Origin of the sequence: Streptomyces sp. NPDC008238 (genome assembly GCF_042956445.1) — a bacterium.
Classification (GTDB): Bacteria; Actinomycetota; Actinomycetes; order Streptomycetales; family Streptomycetaceae; genus Actinacidiphila.
On the sequence record NZ_JBIBGK010000006.1, the window covers coordinates 40,556 to 56,974 of the forward strand.

14 protein-coding genes are annotated in these 16,419 nt (G+C 74.1%); 6 read left to right on the forward strand and 8 right to left on the reverse strand.

What is annotated here, in order from left to right; genetic code table 11:
• Positions 1-44: 44 nt before the first annotated feature.
• The 3 genes from thiE (at position 45) to ACFZAU_RS16070 (ending at position 2,833) form a co-directional block, all read left to right on the forward strand.
• Positions 45-743: a thiamine phosphate synthase gene (gene thiE, locus ACFZAU_RS16060; RefSeq protein WP_500552675.1), complete on the forward strand. Its 699-nt coding sequence runs from the start codon at positions 45-47 to the stop codon at positions 741-743.
• Between the two features lie 135 nt (positions 744-878).
• Positions 879-1,796: a methylenetetrahydrofolate reductase [NAD(P)H] gene (gene metF, locus ACFZAU_RS16065; protein WP_499607739.1), complete on the forward strand. Its 918-nt coding sequence runs from the start codon at positions 879-881 to the stop codon at positions 1,794-1,796.
• A 56-nt stretch (positions 1,797-1,852) separates the two neighbouring features.
• Entirely contained in the window at positions 1,853-2,833 is a 981-nt protein-coding gene (locus ACFZAU_RS16070; RefSeq protein ID WP_500552676.1) for a hypothetical protein, read from the forward strand.
• Between the two features lie 308 nt (positions 2,834-3,141).
• Here the strand turns inward: ACFZAU_RS16070 and ACFZAU_RS16075 are convergent, their stop codons facing one another.
• The 5 genes from ACFZAU_RS16075 to ACFZAU_RS16095 all read right to left on the reverse strand — a co-directional run bounded on the left by ACFZAU_RS16075 (position 3,142) and on the right by ACFZAU_RS16095 (position 9,171).
• Positions 3,142-4,671, reverse strand: a complete 1,530-nt coding sequence (locus ACFZAU_RS16075) for a phytoene desaturase family protein (RefSeq protein WP_500552677.1) — start codon at positions 4,669-4,671, stop codon at positions 3,142-3,144.
• 52 nt (positions 4,672-4,723) lie between these two features.
• The gene (locus tag ACFZAU_RS16080) at positions 4,724-5,296 is read right to left on the reverse strand and encodes a DUF4126 domain-containing protein (protein WP_500552678.1); all 573 of its coding nucleotides are present in this window, start codon (positions 5,294-5,296) and stop codon (positions 4,724-4,726) included.
• A 294-nt stretch (positions 5,297-5,590) separates the two neighbouring features.
• The gene (locus tag ACFZAU_RS16085; protein WP_499607749.1) at positions 5,591-6,202 is read right to left on the reverse strand and encodes a TetR/AcrR family transcriptional regulator; all 612 of its coding nucleotides are present in this window, start codon (positions 6,200-6,202) and stop codon (positions 5,591-5,593) included.
• Between the two features lie 43 nt (positions 6,203-6,245).
• Positions 6,246-8,360, reverse strand: a complete 2,115-nt coding sequence (locus ACFZAU_RS16090; RefSeq protein ID WP_500552679.1) for a YhgE/Pip family protein — start codon at positions 8,358-8,360, stop codon at positions 6,246-6,248.
• Positions 8,332-9,171: an ATP-binding cassette domain-containing protein gene (locus tag ACFZAU_RS16095; protein WP_500552680.1), complete on the reverse strand. Its 840-nt coding sequence runs from the start codon at positions 9,169-9,171 to the stop codon at positions 8,332-8,334. The genes ACFZAU_RS16090 and ACFZAU_RS16095 overlap by 29 nt, the downstream gene beginning before the upstream one ends.
• A gap of 138 nt (positions 9,172-9,309) precedes the next feature.
• On the opposite strand from ACFZAU_RS16095, the gene ACFZAU_RS16100 reads away from it, so the two are divergent.
• From ACFZAU_RS16100 to ACFZAU_RS16110, 3 genes are all read left to right on the forward strand, one after another.
• Positions 9,310-9,801: an SAV_6107 family HEPN domain-containing protein gene (locus tag ACFZAU_RS16100; RefSeq protein WP_500552681.1), complete on the forward strand. Its 492-nt coding sequence runs from the start codon at positions 9,310-9,312 to the stop codon at positions 9,799-9,801.
• A gap of 87 nt (positions 9,802-9,888) precedes the next feature.
• A complete protein-coding gene (locus ACFZAU_RS16105; RefSeq protein WP_499607759.1) occupies positions 9,889-10,659 on the forward strand; it encodes a methyltransferase in 771 nt (256 codons plus the stop codon).
• A gap of 233 nt (positions 10,660-10,892) precedes the next feature.
• Positions 10,893-11,303, forward strand: a complete 411-nt coding sequence (locus ACFZAU_RS16110; RefSeq protein WP_499607762.1) for an SCO2097 family morphological protein — start codon at positions 10,893-10,895, stop codon at positions 11,301-11,303.
• Positions 11,304-11,418: 115 nt separating this feature from the next.
• Here ACFZAU_RS16110 and ACFZAU_RS16115 read toward each other — a convergent pair whose 3' ends face one another.
• The 3 genes from ACFZAU_RS16115 to ACFZAU_RS16125 are packed head-to-tail and all read right to left on the reverse strand — an operon-like array spanning position 11,419 to position 16,314.
• The gene (locus ACFZAU_RS16115; protein ID WP_500552825.1) at positions 11,419-13,959 is read right to left on the reverse strand and encodes a transglutaminase TgpA family protein; all 2,541 of its coding nucleotides are present in this window, start codon (positions 13,957-13,959) and stop codon (positions 11,419-11,421) included.
• The gene (locus tag ACFZAU_RS16120; RefSeq protein ID WP_500459518.1) at positions 13,959-15,302 is read right to left on the reverse strand and encodes a DUF58 domain-containing protein; all 1,344 of its coding nucleotides are present in this window, start codon (positions 15,300-15,302) and stop codon (positions 13,959-13,961) included. Before ACFZAU_RS16120 ends, ACFZAU_RS16115 begins: the two co-directional genes overlap by 1 nt.
• Before the next feature lie 34 nt (positions 15,303-15,336).
• On the reverse strand, positions 15,337-16,314 hold the full coding sequence (locus tag ACFZAU_RS16125; RefSeq protein WP_500459517.1) for an AAA family ATPase: 978 nt from the start codon (positions 16,312-16,314) through the stop codon (positions 15,337-15,339).
• Between the last annotated feature and the right edge of the window lie 105 nt (positions 16,315-16,419).

Sequence of the window (16,419 nt, forward strand, 5' to 3'; positions counted from 1 at the left end):
ACACCCACCGCCACCGCGCAGCCATCCGAGGGGGACCCGTCCGCATGAGCACGCGTACGAGCAGGAGCACGAGCACCGGCACGGGCGCCGGCATCAGGGCGCAGCTCGCCGACGCCCGGGTCTACCTCTGCACCGACGCGCGCAAGCGCCACGGAGGCCTGGCGGAGTTCGCGGAGTTCGCGGACGCCGTGCTGGCCTCCGGCGTGGACGTCATCCAGCTGCGCGACAAGGGCCTGGAGGCCCGCGAGGAGCTGGAGTACCTCGCGGCCCTCTCGGAGGAGTGCGGACGGCACGGCAGGCTGCTCGCGGTGAACGACCGGGCCGACGTGGCGCACGCCGCCGGGGCGGACGTCCTGCACCTGGGCCAGGGCGACCTGCCCGTGCCGGCCGCCCGCGCGATCCTCGGAGACGAGGTGGTCGTGGGGCGGTCCTGCCACTCCGAGGCCGAGGCGGCCGCGGCCGCCGTGGAGCCCGGTGCGGACTACTTCTGCACCGGGCCGGTGTGGCCCACTCCGACCAAGCCCGGCCGGCCCGCCCCCGGCCTCGGCCTGGTCCGCTACGCGGCGGGCCTGGGCACGGACCGGCCGTGGTTCGCGATCGGCGGGATCGACCTGTCCAACGTGGAGCAGGTGCTCGACGCCGGGGCCCGCCGGATCGTGGTGGTACGGGCCGTGACCGAGGCGGCCGACCCGGGCGCCGCGGCGGCCGAGCTGGCCAAGCGGGTGCGCTCGTACCAGGACTGACCTGCGGCTCAGGCCGTTCGGCCGGGACCGGGGGCCACCGGGCCGTCTCGTGCCGCGAGCGCCGGCAGTCCAAGGGGTGAACATTCGGGCGTCGCCTGTTGGGACGGTCCTGCCCGCGCCGTTAGCCTGAGGCGCATGGCCCTCGGAACCGCCTCCACCAGGACCGATCACGCGGTCACCATTCGTGAGCTGCTGGCCTCCGGCGAGCGCTCGTACTCCTTCGAGTTCATGGCGCCGAGGACCGAGAAGGGCGAGCGGACCCTGTGGAACGCCATCCGCCGCATCGAGGCGGTGGGGCCGACGTTCGTCTCCGTCACCTACGGGGCGGGCGGTCAGTCCCGCGAGGGCACGGTCCGGGCGACCGAGCGCATCGCGTCCGACACCACCCTGACGCCGGTGGCCCACCTGACCGCGGTCAACCACTCCATCGCCGAGCTGCGCAACGTCATCGGCCAGTACGCGGACGCGGGCATCCGCAACATGCTCGCGCTGCGCGGCGACCCGCCCGGCGACCCCATGGGGGAGTGGCTCCGGCACCCGGAGGGCGTCGACCACGCCTACGAACTGGTGCGGCTCATCAAGGAGTCGGGCGACTTCTGCGTGGGCGTCGCCGCCTTCACGGAGATGCACCCGCGCTCGACCGACTGGGAAAGTGATACGCGTCACTTCGTCGAGAAGTGCCGGGCGGGCGCCGACTACGCCATCACCCAGATGTTCTTCAACGCCGAGGACTACCTGCGCCTGCGTGACCGGGTCGGGAAGGCGGGCTGCGAGACCCCGATCATCCCCGAGATCATGCCGGTCACGAACGTGCGGCAGATCGAGCGCTTCGCCCAGCTCGGCAACGCGCCTTTCCCGCAGGAGCTCGCGGACCGTATCCTCGCGGTCAAGGACGATCCGGCCGCGGTGCGGGCGATCGGGGTCGAGTACGCGACGGAGATGTGCCGGCGGCTGATGGCCGAGGACATCCCGGGGCTGCACTTCATTACCCTTAATCACTCCACGGCGTCGTTGGAAATCTACGAGAATCTGGGACTGCACCAGAGGTCGTGAGGGCGGACCAGCCGCCCCTGTGGGCCGACGACGGTGAACGGTGAGGAAGTGCGCTCATGGCCTACACAGTGCTCTACATCGCCTTCGGGGTGGTCGCGCTGTGGCTGCTCGGTGAAGTACTCCTGCAGTACAAGGCGCGGCTGAGGTGGCGGCTGCTGGCCTTCACGGGGTTCCTCGGGGTCGTCCTGGGCGTCTACCTGCCCTCGGTCCTCGTCATCGTGGTGGGCGCGCTCGCCTTCGGGGCCGGCCAGACCTTCGTCACGCTCTCCTACCGCCGCGGCTTCGTGGAGGGATGGGCGCTGCGGTCGCCCAAGGAGGGCGCCGACGGCGAGGACGACGAGGAGGCACCGCCGCTGCCGCGCCGTGCCGGCGGCCGCCGCGGCCGGGGCGCGCAGCGCGACGAGGCACCGGCCGAAGGCCTGTCGTCGCCGTACGAGGAGCCCGTTCCCGAAGAGGCCCCCGCGGCCGCGGGCGTGGGGCAGTCCTACGACAGCTACGCCGCCGCCGGCCCGGCCGCCGCGGCGCCCCCCGGGATGGACTCCACGCAGGTCTACCAGCCGATGCCCCTGCACGAGGACAGCGGCGAGTACCCGATGTACGACGGGCAGCCGAACTACGCCCAGGACCCCTACGCCGGTGCCGGCGCCGGTGCGGGCACCGGTTACCAGAACTACGAGGCCACCACCGGCTACGGCGACTGGAACGGCGGCCAGCAGCAACAGCAGCAGCCCGCCGCCGCCTCGTACGACGCGTACGGACAGCAGCAGCAGACCGGTGGCTGGGAGCAGCAGCAGGCGGGCTACGGCACGTACGCGGGCGGCTACCAGGACCCGTACCAGGGTCAGGCGCAGGGCCAGGGCGCCCCGCAGCAGCAGTACGGCTACGACACCCCGGCCGGCGGCGTCTGGGTGCCGCAGCAGGGCGGGGAGCAGCAGCCGTACGTCCCGCAGCAGCAGAACGGCTACGACCAGCAGGGCCAGCAGCAGGGGCAGCAGCAGGGCCAGTACGACCAGTACGACCCCTACCGCTACAACTAGCGCCCGGCGCGGGCCCGTTGCCGAAGACCTCCGCGTCCGCGGCGGCGGGCCGCGCAGCGCCGTGGAGGGTGCCAGGAAGGCGTCACGGCGCTGGAGCACCGTCTCGTGCGCGAACCGGCCGCGCGTCCAACGCCGCCGTGGCGTCCGGGACCGGCGTCGCGCAGGGCGTCCGCCAGGCGGACGGCACCCTCGGCGAGCGGCAAGGCGGCGAAGGCCGCGGAACTCCCCATCGGGCACGGGCCCGGCCGCGCACCTTGGCCCGGGTGCGCTCGGTCCGCGTCAGCCGTCCGCGGATCCGGACGCACCGCTCAGCGGCTGCCGCCCGGACCGCCCGCTATGAGGTCGGCGGCGATGGCACCGGACATCCCGGTGTGGGCGAGGCCGCCACCGGGGTGGGACCAGCCGCCCACCAGGTACAGACCGGGGACGGGCAGCCGGTTGCCGGGGTGCAGGTGCGCCCCTTCCGCGCCGGCGAGGGCGGGGCGGGGGAGTCGGCCGCCCGGGGTGCCGGTCTCCTCCTCGGTGTCGGCGGGGGTGTGCACGGCGCGCCACAGCAGGCGTTCGGCCAGGTCGGGCAGGGCCGCCGCGGCGGCCCTCTGCACGGCGTCCGCGACGCGCTCGGCCAGGCCCGGCGCCCGCCAGTCCACCCCCGACGGTCCGTGGGGCGGCACCGTGACGCCGAGCGTGACCGACTCCGAGGTGTCGTCGGGCCGCAGGGTGTCGTCGTCGGGGCGCAGCACCGTGACCGTCGGGCGGTCGTACAGCTCGCCGCGCGCCAGGGCGGCCGCCTCGGCCTCCGGGTCCGGGGTGTGGACGACCGTGCGGTGCGCCGTGTCCGAGGGCCGGGCGCCGCGCAGCGCCAGGCAGACCGTCAGGCGCCCGGGGCCCACGCAGCGGGGACCGGGTCCGGCGCCCTCCCACACCCGGTCCGCGGGCCGGACGTCCCCGGCGCCGTGCGAGAGCAGCGGGGGCAGCAGCCACGGGGCGACACCGGCGACCACGGTGTCGGCCTCCACCCTTGTGCCGTCGGCGAGTTCGAGGCCGGCCGCGCGGCCGTCCTTCTCCACGATCCCCGACACCCCCGTGCCGAAGTGGAACTCCACCCTCCGTGCAACGCACCGCGCGTGCACGGCGTCGGCCAGTGCCCGCATGCCACCGCGTACGTACCAACTGCCGAAGGTCTGCTCCATGTACGGCAGGACGGCGGCGCTGGCGGGCGCGGTGCGCGGGTCGAAGCCGTACGCCAGGGCGTAGGAGCCGAGCAGTGCGGCGAGCCGCGGATCGTCCAGTTCGCGCCGGGCGACGTCGGCCAGGGTCGGCGCGCCGCGCCGGAACAGCCCCCGGCGCACGGCGGGCGCCGGATACGGATCGCGGCCGAGCGCGGACGGGTCGGCGGCGAGCGCGTCCTCCAGCAGGGGGCGGCGCGTGGCGTCCCAGACCTCCCGGGCCCGCACCAGCAGTTCGCTCCAGCGCTCGCCCGCGCCGTTGCCGAGCGCCGCGTCCAGGGCGGCGAGGACCCCGCCGCGGGACGCGTTGGGCAGCGACAGCGCCGTGCCGTCGGCGAAGACGTGGCGGCTCGCCGGGTCGACCTGGGCGAGGGTGACGCTCTCCTCCAGGCTCTCCCTGCCGGTCTTGAGGAACAGGTCGCGGTAGACCGCCGGCAGGTGCAGCAGGCCGGGGCCGGTGTCGAAACCGAAGCCCGCGTGCTCCAGCCGCCGCACCGCGCCTCCGTGCGTGGCGGCGCGCTCGTACACCGCCACCCGGTGCCCGCCGGTCGCGAGCCGGGCGGCGGCAGCCATGGCGCCCATCCCCGCGCCGATCACCGCAATCCGTGCCATGGAGGGGACTCTAACCCCAGCCACCGACAACGCCGCGACCGGCCTTGCGGCGCTACCTGCGGGCCTTCCAGCGCTGCCAGGCACGGCGGATCCGGGACAGTATGAAGAACACCAGGACGATGCCCAGCACCAGCAGCACCGCCGCGACGCAGGCCGCGGCCACCGGATGGAAGAGCGCGAGGACGATGATCGAGGCGACGCCGACGTCCTCCGCCAGGCTGATCACGATGTTGCTCGCGGGTTCCGGCGAGGTGTTGACGCCCAACCGCAGCCCGGCCTTCACCAGATGGCTCACCAGCGCCGTCGTCCCGCCGACCGCGCCCGCCGCCAGTTGCGGCAGCGAGCCGTCCTGACCGGCCAGCAGGGCCGCCACCACGGCTCCGGCGACCGGCCGGATCGCCGTGTGCACGGCGTCCCACGTGGTGTCCACGTACGGGATCTTGTCCGCGACCGCCTCACAGAGGAACAGGATCCCCGCGGCGACCAGCACGTCGGTGCGCTCCAGCGCCGGCGGCACCTCGTCGCTGATGCCGGTGACGCCCATCAGGCCCAGCAGGAAGACCACGGCGTAGGCGTTGATCCCGCTCGCCCAGCCGCTGGTGAACACGAGCGGAAGTACCGACATGGGCCGTGATGCTACCGAACCCCCGGCCGGCGCCCGCCGCCTCTGAGCGGTACGACCCGGTGGTGAGTACCCGTACTCAGATCCGCACTTGAGTATCCGCACGGATGAGCGCGGCCCGGCCCGGACGCCAAGGTGGAGGTGACGGAAGGGCACGGCACCGGAACCGCCGACACGGGGCGGCGGAACGGCGCCATGCCCGGCCGTACGGGGGTGCACGGGGGTGCACGGGGAGCGCCGTCCCGGAACGGCCCGACGGGGGATCGGGCCGCGCCGGGGCGGCGCCGTCGTAAGGGGTCAGGCGCGGGCGTGCCCCGCGACCCGTCCCTGCAGCAGCCGTGACAGGGCCGCGTGCACGTCGTCGATCGACCGCTCGGGCTGGAAGGACAGCCAGTCCAGCGCCGCGACGAGCACCATCCCGAAGAGCGCGGCCGCCGTGAGCGGCACGTCGATCTCCTCGGAGAGCTCGCCCGCCGCCACCGCGTCGCGCAGCGTCTGCTCCACGACCGCGACCGCCTCCTTGCGCAGCACCATGAGCGTGTCCTGCCAGGCGCGGTTGGTCCGCCACAGCTCGGCCACGTACAGCTGCGTGAAGGACGGGTACTCGGCGATGAAGGCGAGCCCCGCCCGGATCATCGCGTCGATGGCGTCCACGTGGCTGCCGCCGCGCGCGGTGACGCCGGCGCCCGCGTCCCGCAGGGAGGCCGTCAGCAGGCCGACCCCGTGCCGCAGCAGCTCCTCGAAGAGCTCGTTCTTGCTGGCGAAGTTGTAGTAGACGGTGCCCTTGGCCACGCCGGCGCGCTCGGCGATCTCGTCGACCGTGGTGGCGGAGAAACCCTGCTCGGCGATGAGCGTGACCGCGGCCTGGAAGAGCCTCTGCCGCGTGGCCTGCCGTCGTGCACTGTTCATGACGACGATTCTCTACGGTCCGGCAGGCGCTTTCGGCGCGGCCTCACAGGGACAGCTCCGGATGCAGCCGGTCCACCGTCCACACCTGCTTGCGGCGGGCCGACACCGCGGTGAGCGCCAGCGCGCCCGCGGTGAAGGCGAGCAGCACCAGGACCGCCCGCCAGACCGGCCCGAGCCCGCCGCCCGTGATGAGGTGGCGCAGCCCCTCGACGACGTAGGTCATCGGCAGGAAGGGGTGGATCGCGTTGAAGAAGTCCGGGCTGGTCTGCACCGGGTAGGTGCCGCCCGCCGAGGTCAGCTGCAGCATGAGCAGCGCCAGCACCAGGACGCGTCCGGCCGGCCCGAAGCGGGCGTTGAGCCACTGCACGATCGCGGCGAAGCAGGCGGTCACCAGTACGAGGAAGCCGATCGTCCCGGCGGCCCGCACCATCTGCAGGCCGATCGCCCAGTGCAGCACCGCCATCAGGGCCAGGGTCTGCAGCACGCCTATGGCCAGCACCGGCAGCCAGCCGGCCACCGCGATCCGCCAGGCCGCGGCGCCGGCGGCCATGGCGCGCCTGCTGAGCGGCTGCAGCAGCATGTAGGCCACCATCGCGCCGACCCACAGGGACAGCGGGATGAAGTAGGGGGCGAAGCCCGTCCCGTAGTTGGGCGCCTTGTGCAGCGACCGCGCGGCGAGCCGCACCGGGTCGGCCATCACCCCGGTGCGGCCGGCGCGCTCCGGGCCGTCGTAGTCGGGGATCCGGGACGCTCCGTCGTGCAGGCCGTCGGCGAGTTGCCCGCTGCCGTCGGTGAGCCGGGTCAGGCCCGTCGTCAGGCGGCTGCTGCCGTCCGACAGCCGGTACATCCCGCCCGCCAGGGTGTCGGCCCCCGAGGACAGCTCCCGGAGCCCGGCGTCCAGGGCGCCCGCGCCGGCCGAGGCGGTCCGCAGGCCCTTGGACACCTTGTGCGCGCCGTCGTTGAGACGGTTGACTCCGTCGACTGCGTCCTGCAGCTTCGTGGCGAGCCCCGGGTCCGACAGTTCGACGGCCACCGTGTGCAGGGTGTCCAGGTCGTCCCGGAGCCCCTCGAGGGCCGCGGAGTGCCCGTGCACATAGGTGTCGAGACGGCGGGCGACGTCCGCGACGTCGTCGGCGGCGTCGACGCCCTTCTTCAGCGTCCCGCACTGCGGGGTGACCGCGCCCAGGGGGCACTGCTCGTCATAGGAGCCGTGGATCTGCGCGGCGGCGGTCGCGGCGTCCGCGGCCGCCTGTGCCGACTTCCGTGGCAGGTCCCCGATGCCGTCGCGGGCCGTCCGCGTGGAGCGGGCGACGACCCGCGCGACCGCGTTGATCTCCTTGACGTGCCCCTTGACGAAGGTCAGTTCGTCCGACGCACCGTTGACCTCGTCGGCCAGGGTCTGGGTCCCCGCGGCGACCTGCACCGCGCCGGTGTCGAGGGCACCCAGCCCCCCGGCCAGCGAACCGCTGCCCTTCTTCGCCGTGCGAAGGCCGCCGGCCAGTTCCCGTGCGCCGTCCTCGGCGGTGGAGATGCCGTCGCCGAGTTCCCGGGAGCCGCTACGGGCCGTGCCCGCGCCCTTGGTGACGTCGTCGGCGCCGTCCGCGGCCTCGACGGTCTTGTCGTGAAGGCCGGAGAAGGCGACGAAGATCCGGTCGTAGAAGTCCCGCGACGCTTTGGTGGAGGCGGCGGAGCGCACCTCGGAGAAGACCGTGCGGGAGATCTGCCCCACGATGTAGTTGTTGGCGTCGTTGGTGCGCACCTGGAGCGCTCCGGTGCGCGGGTGGTCGCCGGAGCTCGACGCCACGCGTGCGCTGAAGTCGCGCGGGATCGTGAGCGACAGGTAGTAGGTGCCGTCCTCGACGCCCTCGGCGGCCTCGGCGGCGCCCGTCTCGTGCCAGTCGAAGGTGTCGCTCTCGCGCAGTCCGTCCACGATGGAGTCGCCCGCCGCGAGCCGCCGCCCGTCCACGGTGGTGCCCTCGTCGGCGTTCACCAGGGCGACGGGGATCTTGTCCAGCCGCCCGTAGGGGTCCCAGAACGACCACAGGTACAGGGCGCCGTAGAGCAGCGGCAGGAGCAGCAGCGACACCATGGCCGCGCGGGGCAGCCGCCCCCTGCCGAACTTCCTCAGCTCAAGCGCTGCCAGTCGCGGCGTGCGCATCGGCCGCCCCCTCCTCGTCGATGGTGTCCTCGTGTCCGGCGGCGGTCTCCGCGACGGCGTCCTCGGTCGCGTCGCCGTCCGCGGCGCAGGCCCGGGTGCGGACCACCACGGCGTCCGGCGGCGCCTCGGTGCAGACCGCCAGGACGGTCGTGCCGTTCGCGGCGATGCCGCGCAGCATCCGCCAGGCCTGTTCGCGTTCGGCCGGGGCCAGTTTGTGGTCGGCGTCGTCCACCGCCAGCACCTTCGGACGGGCCAGGAGCGCGAGGGCGGTGCCCAGGCGCAGCGCCTCGAGCCGCTCCAGGTCCCGGGCGGTGGTGCGTTCGCCCTTGGGCAACGTCGACAGGTCCAGCCCGGCCGCCGCCAGCGCCTCGTCGATCCGTGCCCTGTCGCTTGTGCCGGGCCGCCGCAGCAGTTCGCGCAGCGAGCCGCCGAACCGCCGCCGCAGCAGCACGCGTTCCCGCAGGTGCTCGCCCACGGTGAGGGCGGGGTCGAGTTCCGACACCCCGGCGACGGGGCCGAGCGCGGTCACGCGGCGGACCGCGGCGAGCTGCTGGGGCAGCCGGAACCCGGCCACCTCGGCCCGTCCCTCGGTGGCGCGCATGCGCCCGGTCAGCGACAGCAGCAGGCAGGTGCGGCCCGAACCCGAGGCCCCCTCGACGGCGATCAGACCGCCCGCCGGCGCGGTGAAGGCGACGTCCCGGAACACCCAGCCCCGGGGGCCCTTGAGCCCGAACCCCTCCGCGGTGATCACGCGGCCGCCCCTTTCTTTGCACTGACCAGTCAGTACAAAAACTCTACCCCATGGTGTCATCGGCCCGCGAACCCGGCGGCGTTGTCCGGCCGCGGCGGCCATCTGTGCAGGTCAACGTGATTGTCAGAGGTGTGCTTCACGATGAGTGGTGAAGGCAGGGAAGTGTCGGACACGTCATGCGAAGACAGGAGGTATGTGATGACCGCGTCAGTCCGCAGCGGTGCCGTCGGTGGCGGCGGCGCCGCCGACGTCCACCCCGTGCTGCGCCGGGCCAACGCCCCCGCGGCCGCCCTCGACCTGCTCGTCCAGGCCCGGCGGGGGCTCGACGAGGCCGCCGTCCTGGAGATCCCCAACGACCGCTTCGCCACAGCCCACTTGGCCGCCCTGCGCACCGCGGCCGCCGTCCTCGCCGTGCGCGGCCGTCCCGAACCCACCAGGCGGCGCCGGCAGCGGATACGCAGCGCCTGGGAGGTGCTGCCCGAGGTCGCGCCCGAACTGGCCGAGTGGAGCGCCCTGTTCGAGGCGGGCGCCGCTCAGCGGGCTCGCGCCGAGGCCGGCATCCAGAACGCGGTCGCCGCCCGCGAGGCCGACGACCTGATCCGCGCCACGGAGATGTTCCTGCGGCTCGTCGAACGCATGCTGGCGCTGCAACCCGTGCTGGGACGCCCGCAGACCGGCCGTCCCGCTTGATCGGCCGCAGGGCGGCGGCCCACTAGAGTGGGTTCCAGGCTGGGCCGACCGGTCCCCAGCCCCGTCCGTCCGCGAGGAGCCGTCCGCATGTCCCGTCCTGGAGGGGCCGAACCGCTGCGGCCCCGCGCAGCCCTGCGTACCGCCGTGGTCTGGGAGGTCCTGCGCGACGCGCTGGACCGGCAGGCCAAGGCCGCCGGCCGGGACGTCCTCGACGTGCTCGACACCGGTGGCGGCACCGGCAACTTCGCGGTGCCCGTGGCCAGTCTGGGCCACCGGGTGACCGTGGTAGACCCCAGCCCCGACGCGCTCTTCGCCCTCGAACGCCGCGCGGCGGAAGCGGGAGTCACCGACCGTGTCCGCGGTGTGCAGGGCGACGCCCACGGGCTGCTCGACGTCGTGCCGCCCGGCAGCCACGACGTGGTCCTCTGCCACGGCGTCCTGGAGTACGTGGACGACCCGGCCGAGGGCGTGCGCAACGCCGCGGGCACCCTGCGTGCCTCCGGCGCCCTCAGCCTGCTCGCCGCCAGCCGCCACGGAGCGGTGCTCGCCCGGGCGCTCGCCGGCCACTTCGGCGAGGCCCGGCACACCCTGGACGACCCCGACGGCCGCTGGGGCGAGGGCGATCCGACGCCCCGCCGCTTCACCGCCGACGAGCTGACCGCCCTGGTCACCGACGCCGGGCTGCGGATCGGTTCGGTGCACGGCGTCCGCATCTTCGCCGACCTGGTCCCCGGTGTCCTGGTGGACACCGAACCCGGCGCGATGGACGCCCTGCTGAGGCTGGAACTGGCCGCCGCCGAGCAGCCGGCCTTCCACGCGGTGGCGACCCAGTTGCACGTGCTGGCCGAGCGCGGCTGAGCCCGCGCGGGGGTCGTTCCCGTTGCCTCTTCCGGTCACCCAGCGGGAGGAGTCCGTCACACGACCCCCGATTCCCGGTTCAGGGCCGTATGCTGGCATGACGTGGCGTTCGACGGGGAAAACACCCCCCGTCGGATTGGCGTAGTGGGGCGGGTTTCACGGGGGCGATTCCCTGCCTATCCTGGAAGGGTCGTACTGGTCGCTCCCCCGCGACCGACGAGGAGGAGGACTCCGTGCCGCTCTCGGAGCACGAGCAGCGCATGCTCGAGCAAATGGAGCGAGCGCTGTACGCCGAAGATCCCAAGTTCGCGTCGGCGCTTGAGGGAAGCGGGCTGCGCACCTACACCAGGCGGCGCGTCTACCTGGCTGTGGCGGGCTTCCTGGTGGGCATCGGGCTGCTGATGGGCGGCATGATCGCCCAGCAGCCCTGGATCAGCGTCGTCGGCTTCCTCGTGATGCTCGGTTGTGCCGTTCTCGCCGTCACCGGCTGGCGTCGTGCCGCCAAACCGGGTGCGGCCGCCGCTCCCGCGGGGCAGCCCCAGCAGGGTGCCGCGGGCCGTGGCCGTCGCAACCAGCCGCGGCGCAAGATGATGGACCGCATCGAGGAGCGCTGGCAGCGGCGCCGCGACGAACAGGGCCAATGACACAGGCTTGAGAACGAAGGGGCGGGGTTCCGGTGGGAACCCCGCCCCTTCGCCATGTCGTCGTCGCGCCGGGGGAGGGAGGGCGGCCACCCGGCCGCCCTCCCTCCCGCGGCCCTCAGGAGGTCCGGCGCTGCCGCAGCGGCCGCATCACGGCGTCGCCCGCACCGCGCAGCCGGGCCGACCAGCGGGCCGACCCCGTCGACCAGCGCTCCGCGGACCGCCACACGACCCGGACCGTCGAACGCGGCAGCAGCAGGGCGCGGATCCGCGTCACGGTGTCCGCGTTCTCGCGCAGCCCCTCCCGTACCAGCCGGACGTCCTTCGCCGAGCCCGAGGCGATCGGCGGCCGCGGCGAGAACAGGGCCTGCTCGACGGCGGTCGCCAGACGCCGTGCGGCCTCCGCCGCATGCCCCTCGAGTCCGCCGTCACTGATCAGGCGGCCCGCCACCCGGCGCGGGGTCTCGGACTCGTCGGGCCGCAGCCCGAAGTCCCAGGCGGTGTCGATCAGCTCCAGCCACGCCGCCAGGGTGCGGGCCCCGTCCCGGGCGCCCATGGCGTTCAGCTCGCCGGGCGTCAGATTCGCCGCGGCGCCGTGGCCGTCGCCGTCCTCGGCCGATGCGCCCCGGGCGCGCCCGGTCAGCTCCAGCCAGGCCGCCAGGGCGGCGGGGTCCTGGCCGCCGCCCAGGCGCAGGGAACGCTGCCTGCGCCGCCAGAGCAACGGCAGCAGTAGGACGAGCACCAGCAGCGGCACCGCGGCCCAGAGGAGGACGAGCACGGCCCAGGCAAGGATCTTCGGCCACAGCCGCTCGTCCTCGGCGCCGGAGCCGGAAGCCTGCCCCAGGGGGTCGCAGTTGCCGAGCTGGGCTTCCTTGCCCACGCAGGCCGGCGCGACGGTCGGGCCGGTGCTCGCCCCGGCGCCCGCGGACTCCTCCGGGGTGTCCGGTGCCGACGGCCCGGTGTCGGAGGTGGCCGTCTCCTGGGTGTAGCCCGGCAGGGTGCCCCGGGTGGGCGTGGGCTCGAAGCGCGTCCAGCCGACACCCTCGAAGTACAGCTCGGGCCAGGCGTGCGCGTCCTTCAGCCCCACCGCGTACGCGCCGTCCGACTCCGCGGTGCCGGGCGTGAAGCCGACCGCCACCCGGGCCGGGATGCCCAGGGTCCGCGCCATCGCCGCCATGGTGAAGGCGAAGTGGATGCAGAACCCTTCCTTGTTGCTCAGGAAGCGGGTGATCGCCTGGACGCCGGTGCCGGAGCGCACCGAGGTGTCGTACGAGAAGGCGCCCGAGGTGAACCAGCGCTGCAGGGCCAGGGCCCGTTCGTAGTCGTTCCCGGCGTCCTTGGTGACGTCCCGGGCCGTCTGCGCCACCACCTCGGGCAGCGAGCCCGGCACCTTCGTGTACTCGGCCCGCAGCCGGGCGTCCGCCGGCGGCGCGCTCGCCAACTGCTCGGCGGTCGGCTCCAGCTCCAGGCTGCTGACCTGGTACTGGGTGCCGGAGGTGGTCTGGCCCCGGTCGCCGATGATGGTGCGGCCGGTCTGCTCGAAGCGCCAGCGTCCGCCGACCTGCACCTGGGTCGCCGGGTACGGCAGCGGCAGCCACATCTGGACGTAGCTCTTGTCCGCCGCGATCGACGTGGCGACCTCCGTGGCCTTCACGCCGGATCCCAGCCCCTGGGGGCCGGGCAGCACCTTGGGCACGCCGGTGAGGGAGCGCTGGGCGGGCTCCCACTTGTCGCCGGTGAAGCGGTCGAGCGCCACGATGCGCAGGTACATGTCCGCGTTGGAGACGGCGTTCGTCCGGTAGCGGAGCACCACCCGGTCGTCGGACTGGTTCAGGTTGTCCTGGAGTGCGACCACGGGATTGACCGCGGAGATCGTGCCGCCGCCGCGCCCGTTGCCCGAGCCCGAGCCACCGGTCGGCAGCAGCCCCACGCCCGTCGAGGGCAGCGCCCACGACGCCACCAGGGCGACGCCGAGCGACATCGCCCCGATGCGGCGCCCGGTGCGCACCGGGGCCACCGCCCCGGTCGGCCCCCCGTACCCGGCCCGCGCGCCGGATCCGACGCCGCCGAAGACCCGGCCCCAGCGGGAGATCCGGTCCCGGCCCTCGGCCAGCAGGAGCAGCAGGTAGCCGACGGCGGCCAGCAGGAAGTACGGCCAGCGGGTGCCGTCGCCCCCGGCCAGCCCCGCCGCGATCGAGTACAGGGCCAGAAGGGGCAGCCCGGCGGGGGCCGCGCTGCCGTACGTCACCGCGAGCGCGTCCACGGCCAGCCCGATCAGCAGCACCCCGCCGAGCAGCAGCAGCCGGATGCCCGGGGTGACCGGCGCCGGGATGGCGAACTGGGTCACGTCCTGCATCGCGGCCGTCAGCAGGTTCCCGAACTGGGTGTACGCCGCGGGCCCGGGCAGGACCCCGAGCAGGGCCTGGTCGCTCGCGAACATCAGGGTCAGCACCAGCAGCGAGACCACCGCCTGCGCCAGCACGGTCAGCGGCCGTGCCAGCGGCACCCGCCGGGTCGCCGCGCCCACCCCGGTCTGCAGCGCGACCAGGAAGGCGGCCTGCAGGATCCACGAGCTCGGCGTCGCCAGCGGCAGCAGCGAGCAGGCGGTCATCAGTGTCGCCGCCGCCGCGCAGACCGCGAGCCGTCCCCGTCCGCTCATCATCGCGTCCCCGCCTCCTCGCGCGACCGGTGCCGGTCGGCGCGCTGCCACAGGTCGGGCAGCCCGTCGCCGGCGGCGGCCGGGAGCACCGTCCAGCCCGTCTCGCGCAGCATCCGCACGGCCCGTGCCGAGGCCCCCTCGGACGCGTCCGCGCCGGCGCTCGGCCGCTCGGCCTGGGGCCGGGGCGTCCCGTCCTCGTCCAGGGCCCCCCAGGCCGCGCTGTCCAGGACGAAGGCGACGGCCGCCCCCGCCCGCTGCCGCATCCGCCCCGCCATCGCGGCCTGCTCCTCGTCGAGGTCCCCGAAGAAGGCCACCAGCAGGCCCTCACTGCCCGTACGCAGCACGTCGAGCGCACGGGAGAGCCCGGCGCCGTCCGAGTGGTCGACCACCGCCAGGGTGTCCAGCATGGCGCCCGCCGCGTCCGAGGACTCGGTGCTGCCGAAGCCCTCGGACCCGGGCACGGTGCTGCCGGTGTCGGTGAGCAGCCGTACGGAGTAGCCGCGCTCCAGCATGTGCATCGCCACCGACGCCGCCCCGGACACCGCCCACTCGAAGGCCGAGTCGGGCCCGGCGCCGAAGTACGCCACGGCCCGGGTGTCCAGCAGCACCGTGCAGCGGGCGCGGTGCGGCTGCTCCTCGCGCCGCACCATGAGCTCGCCGTACTTGGCGGTCGAGCGCCAGTGCACCCGGCGCAGGTCGTCGCCGTGGCGGTAGCCGCGCGGGATCACGTCGTCCTCGCCCGCCAGCGCCAGCGCCCGGGTGCGGCTCTCCCCGTAGCCGGAGGAGTCGCCCTTGAGCTTGACCGGCGGCAGCGGCTCCACGCGGGGCACCACGGTCAGGGTGTCGTACGCGCTGAAGGAGCGGGTGAGCTCGCACATGCCGAAGGGGTCGGTCAGCCGCAGCTGCAGCGGCCCCAGCGGATAGCGCCCGCGCAGGTCGGAGCGGACCCGGTAGGACACCTCGCGGTGCCCGCCGGGCTCCACCCGGTCCAGGATGAAGCGGGGCCGGGGCCCCAGCACGTAGGGCACCCGGTCCTGGAGCATCAGCAGCCCGGTGGGCAGCCGCGACACGTTGTCCACCCGCAGGTGCACCCGCGCCTCGGACATCGCCGGCACCCGTGAGGGCGACAGCCGGCGGCTGCCCGCGACGCGGTACCGCGTGCGGTACAGGACCGCCACGCAGGCCAGCGGCAGTACGGCCAACAGCAGGCCGACCCGCAGCAGGTCCGGCTGCCCCAGGACGTAGGCGCAGACGGCCGCCGCGATCCCCGCGGCCAGGAAGGAGCGGCCCCGCGTGGTGAGGCCCCCCAGGGCGGCCCGGAAGCCGCTTTCACGCTCGGTCACGCGGCACCTCCAGCGCCCCCGCCCGTCGTCCGGGTCACCGGCTGCCGTACGGGTCCGGGACCGGCGTGCGCTGCACGATCTCCGCGACGACCTGCTCCGGTGTGCGCCGGTTCAACTGGGCCTGTGCGGTGGGCAGCAGACGGTGCGCCAGCACGGCCGAGGCCAGCGACTGGACGTCGTCGGGCAGGACGTAGTCCCGTCCGTCCAGGGCCGCCGCCGCACGGGCCGCGCGCACCAGGTGCAGCGTGGCGCGCGGGGAGGCGCCGAGCCTCAGGTCCGCATGGTCCCGGGTGGCCGAGACCAGGCTCACCGCGTAGTGCCGTACGGCCGCGGACACGTGCACCGTCCGTACCGCGTCGACCAGTTTGACGATCTCGTGCGCGTGGGCGACCGGCTGCAGGTCGTCCAGCGGGCTGGCGCCCGCGTGCACGTCCAGCATCTCCAGCTCGGCCTCCATGCTGGGGTAGCCGATGGAGACCCTGGCCATGAAGCGGTCCCGCTGCGCCTCGGGCAGCGGGTACGTCCCCTCCATCTCCACCGGGTTCTGGGTGGCGATGACCATGAAGGGGCTCGGCAGTGGATACGTGCTGCCGTCGATGGTGACCTGCCGCTCCTCCATCGACTCCAGCAGCGCCGACTGCGTCTTGGGCGACGCGCGGTTGATCTCGTCGCCCACGACGATCTGCGCGAAGATCGCGCCCGGCTTGAACTCGAAGTCCCGCCGCTGCTGGTCGAAGACGCTGACCCCGGTGATGTCCGAGGGCAGCAGGTCCGGCGTGAACTGGATGCGCCGCACCGAGCAGTCGATCGACCGTGCGAGCGCTTTGGAAAGCATGGTCTTGCCGACGCCGGGCACATCCTCGATCAGCAGATGCCCCTCGGCCAGCAACACCGTCAGCGCAGTCCGTACGACCTCGGGCTTGCCCTCGATCACGTTCTCCACCGACCGGCGTACGCGGTCCGCCGTGGCAGTCAGATCGCTGAGGCTCGCTCGCGCGTCATAGGTCGTCACCCGGTTCTCCTCGGCCCGTTCCTAGGGTCGCGGTCATCCCTGGACCGGCCCTCCCCGTTACACGAAGCATTCTCTCCTTCAACTATGCTCCGCGTCACTCCGCTT

Bases quoted from the DNA above. Each gene is read 5' to 3' on its own strand.
- metF (WP_499607739.1), top strand. From the start codon at position 879: ATGGCCCTCGGAACCGCCTCCACCAGGACCGATCACGCGGTCACCATT.
- ACFZAU_RS16100 (WP_500552681.1), top strand. From the start codon at position 9,310: ATGACCGCGTCAGTCCGCAGCGGTGCCGTCGGTGGCGGCGGCGCCGCC.
- ACFZAU_RS16075 (WP_500552677.1), bottom strand. From the start codon at position 4,671: ATGGCACGGATTGCGGTGATCGGCGCGGGGATGGGCGCCATGGCTGCC.
- ACFZAU_RS16115 (WP_500552825.1), bottom strand. From the start codon at position 13,959: ATGAGCGGACGGGGACGGCTCGCGGTCTGCGCGGCGGCGGCGACACTG.
- ACFZAU_RS16080 (WP_500552678.1), bottom strand. From the start codon at position 5,296: ATGTCGGTACTTCCGCTCGTGTTCACCAGCGGCTGGGCGAGCGGGATC.
- ACFZAU_RS16070 (WP_500552676.1), top strand. From the start codon at position 1,853: ATGGCCTACACAGTGCTCTACATCGCCTTCGGGGTGGTCGCGCTGTGG.
- ACFZAU_RS16095 (WP_500552680.1), bottom strand. From the start codon at position 9,171: ATGACACCATGGGGTAGAGTTTTTGTACTGACTGGTCAGTGCAAAGAA.
- thiE (WP_500552675.1), top strand. From the start codon at position 45: ATGAGCACGCGTACGAGCAGGAGCACGAGCACCGGCACGGGCGCCGGC.
- ACFZAU_RS16090 (WP_500552679.1), bottom strand. From the start codon at position 8,360: ATGCGCACGCCGCGACTGGCAGCGCTTGAGCTGAGGAAGTTCGGCAGG.
- ACFZAU_RS16085 (WP_499607749.1), bottom strand. From the start codon at position 6,202: ATGAACAGTGCACGACGGCAGGCCACGCGGCAGAGGCTCTTCCAGGCC.
- ACFZAU_RS16105 (WP_499607759.1), top strand. From the start codon at position 9,889: ATGTCCCGTCCTGGAGGGGCCGAACCGCTGCGGCCCCGCGCAGCCCTG.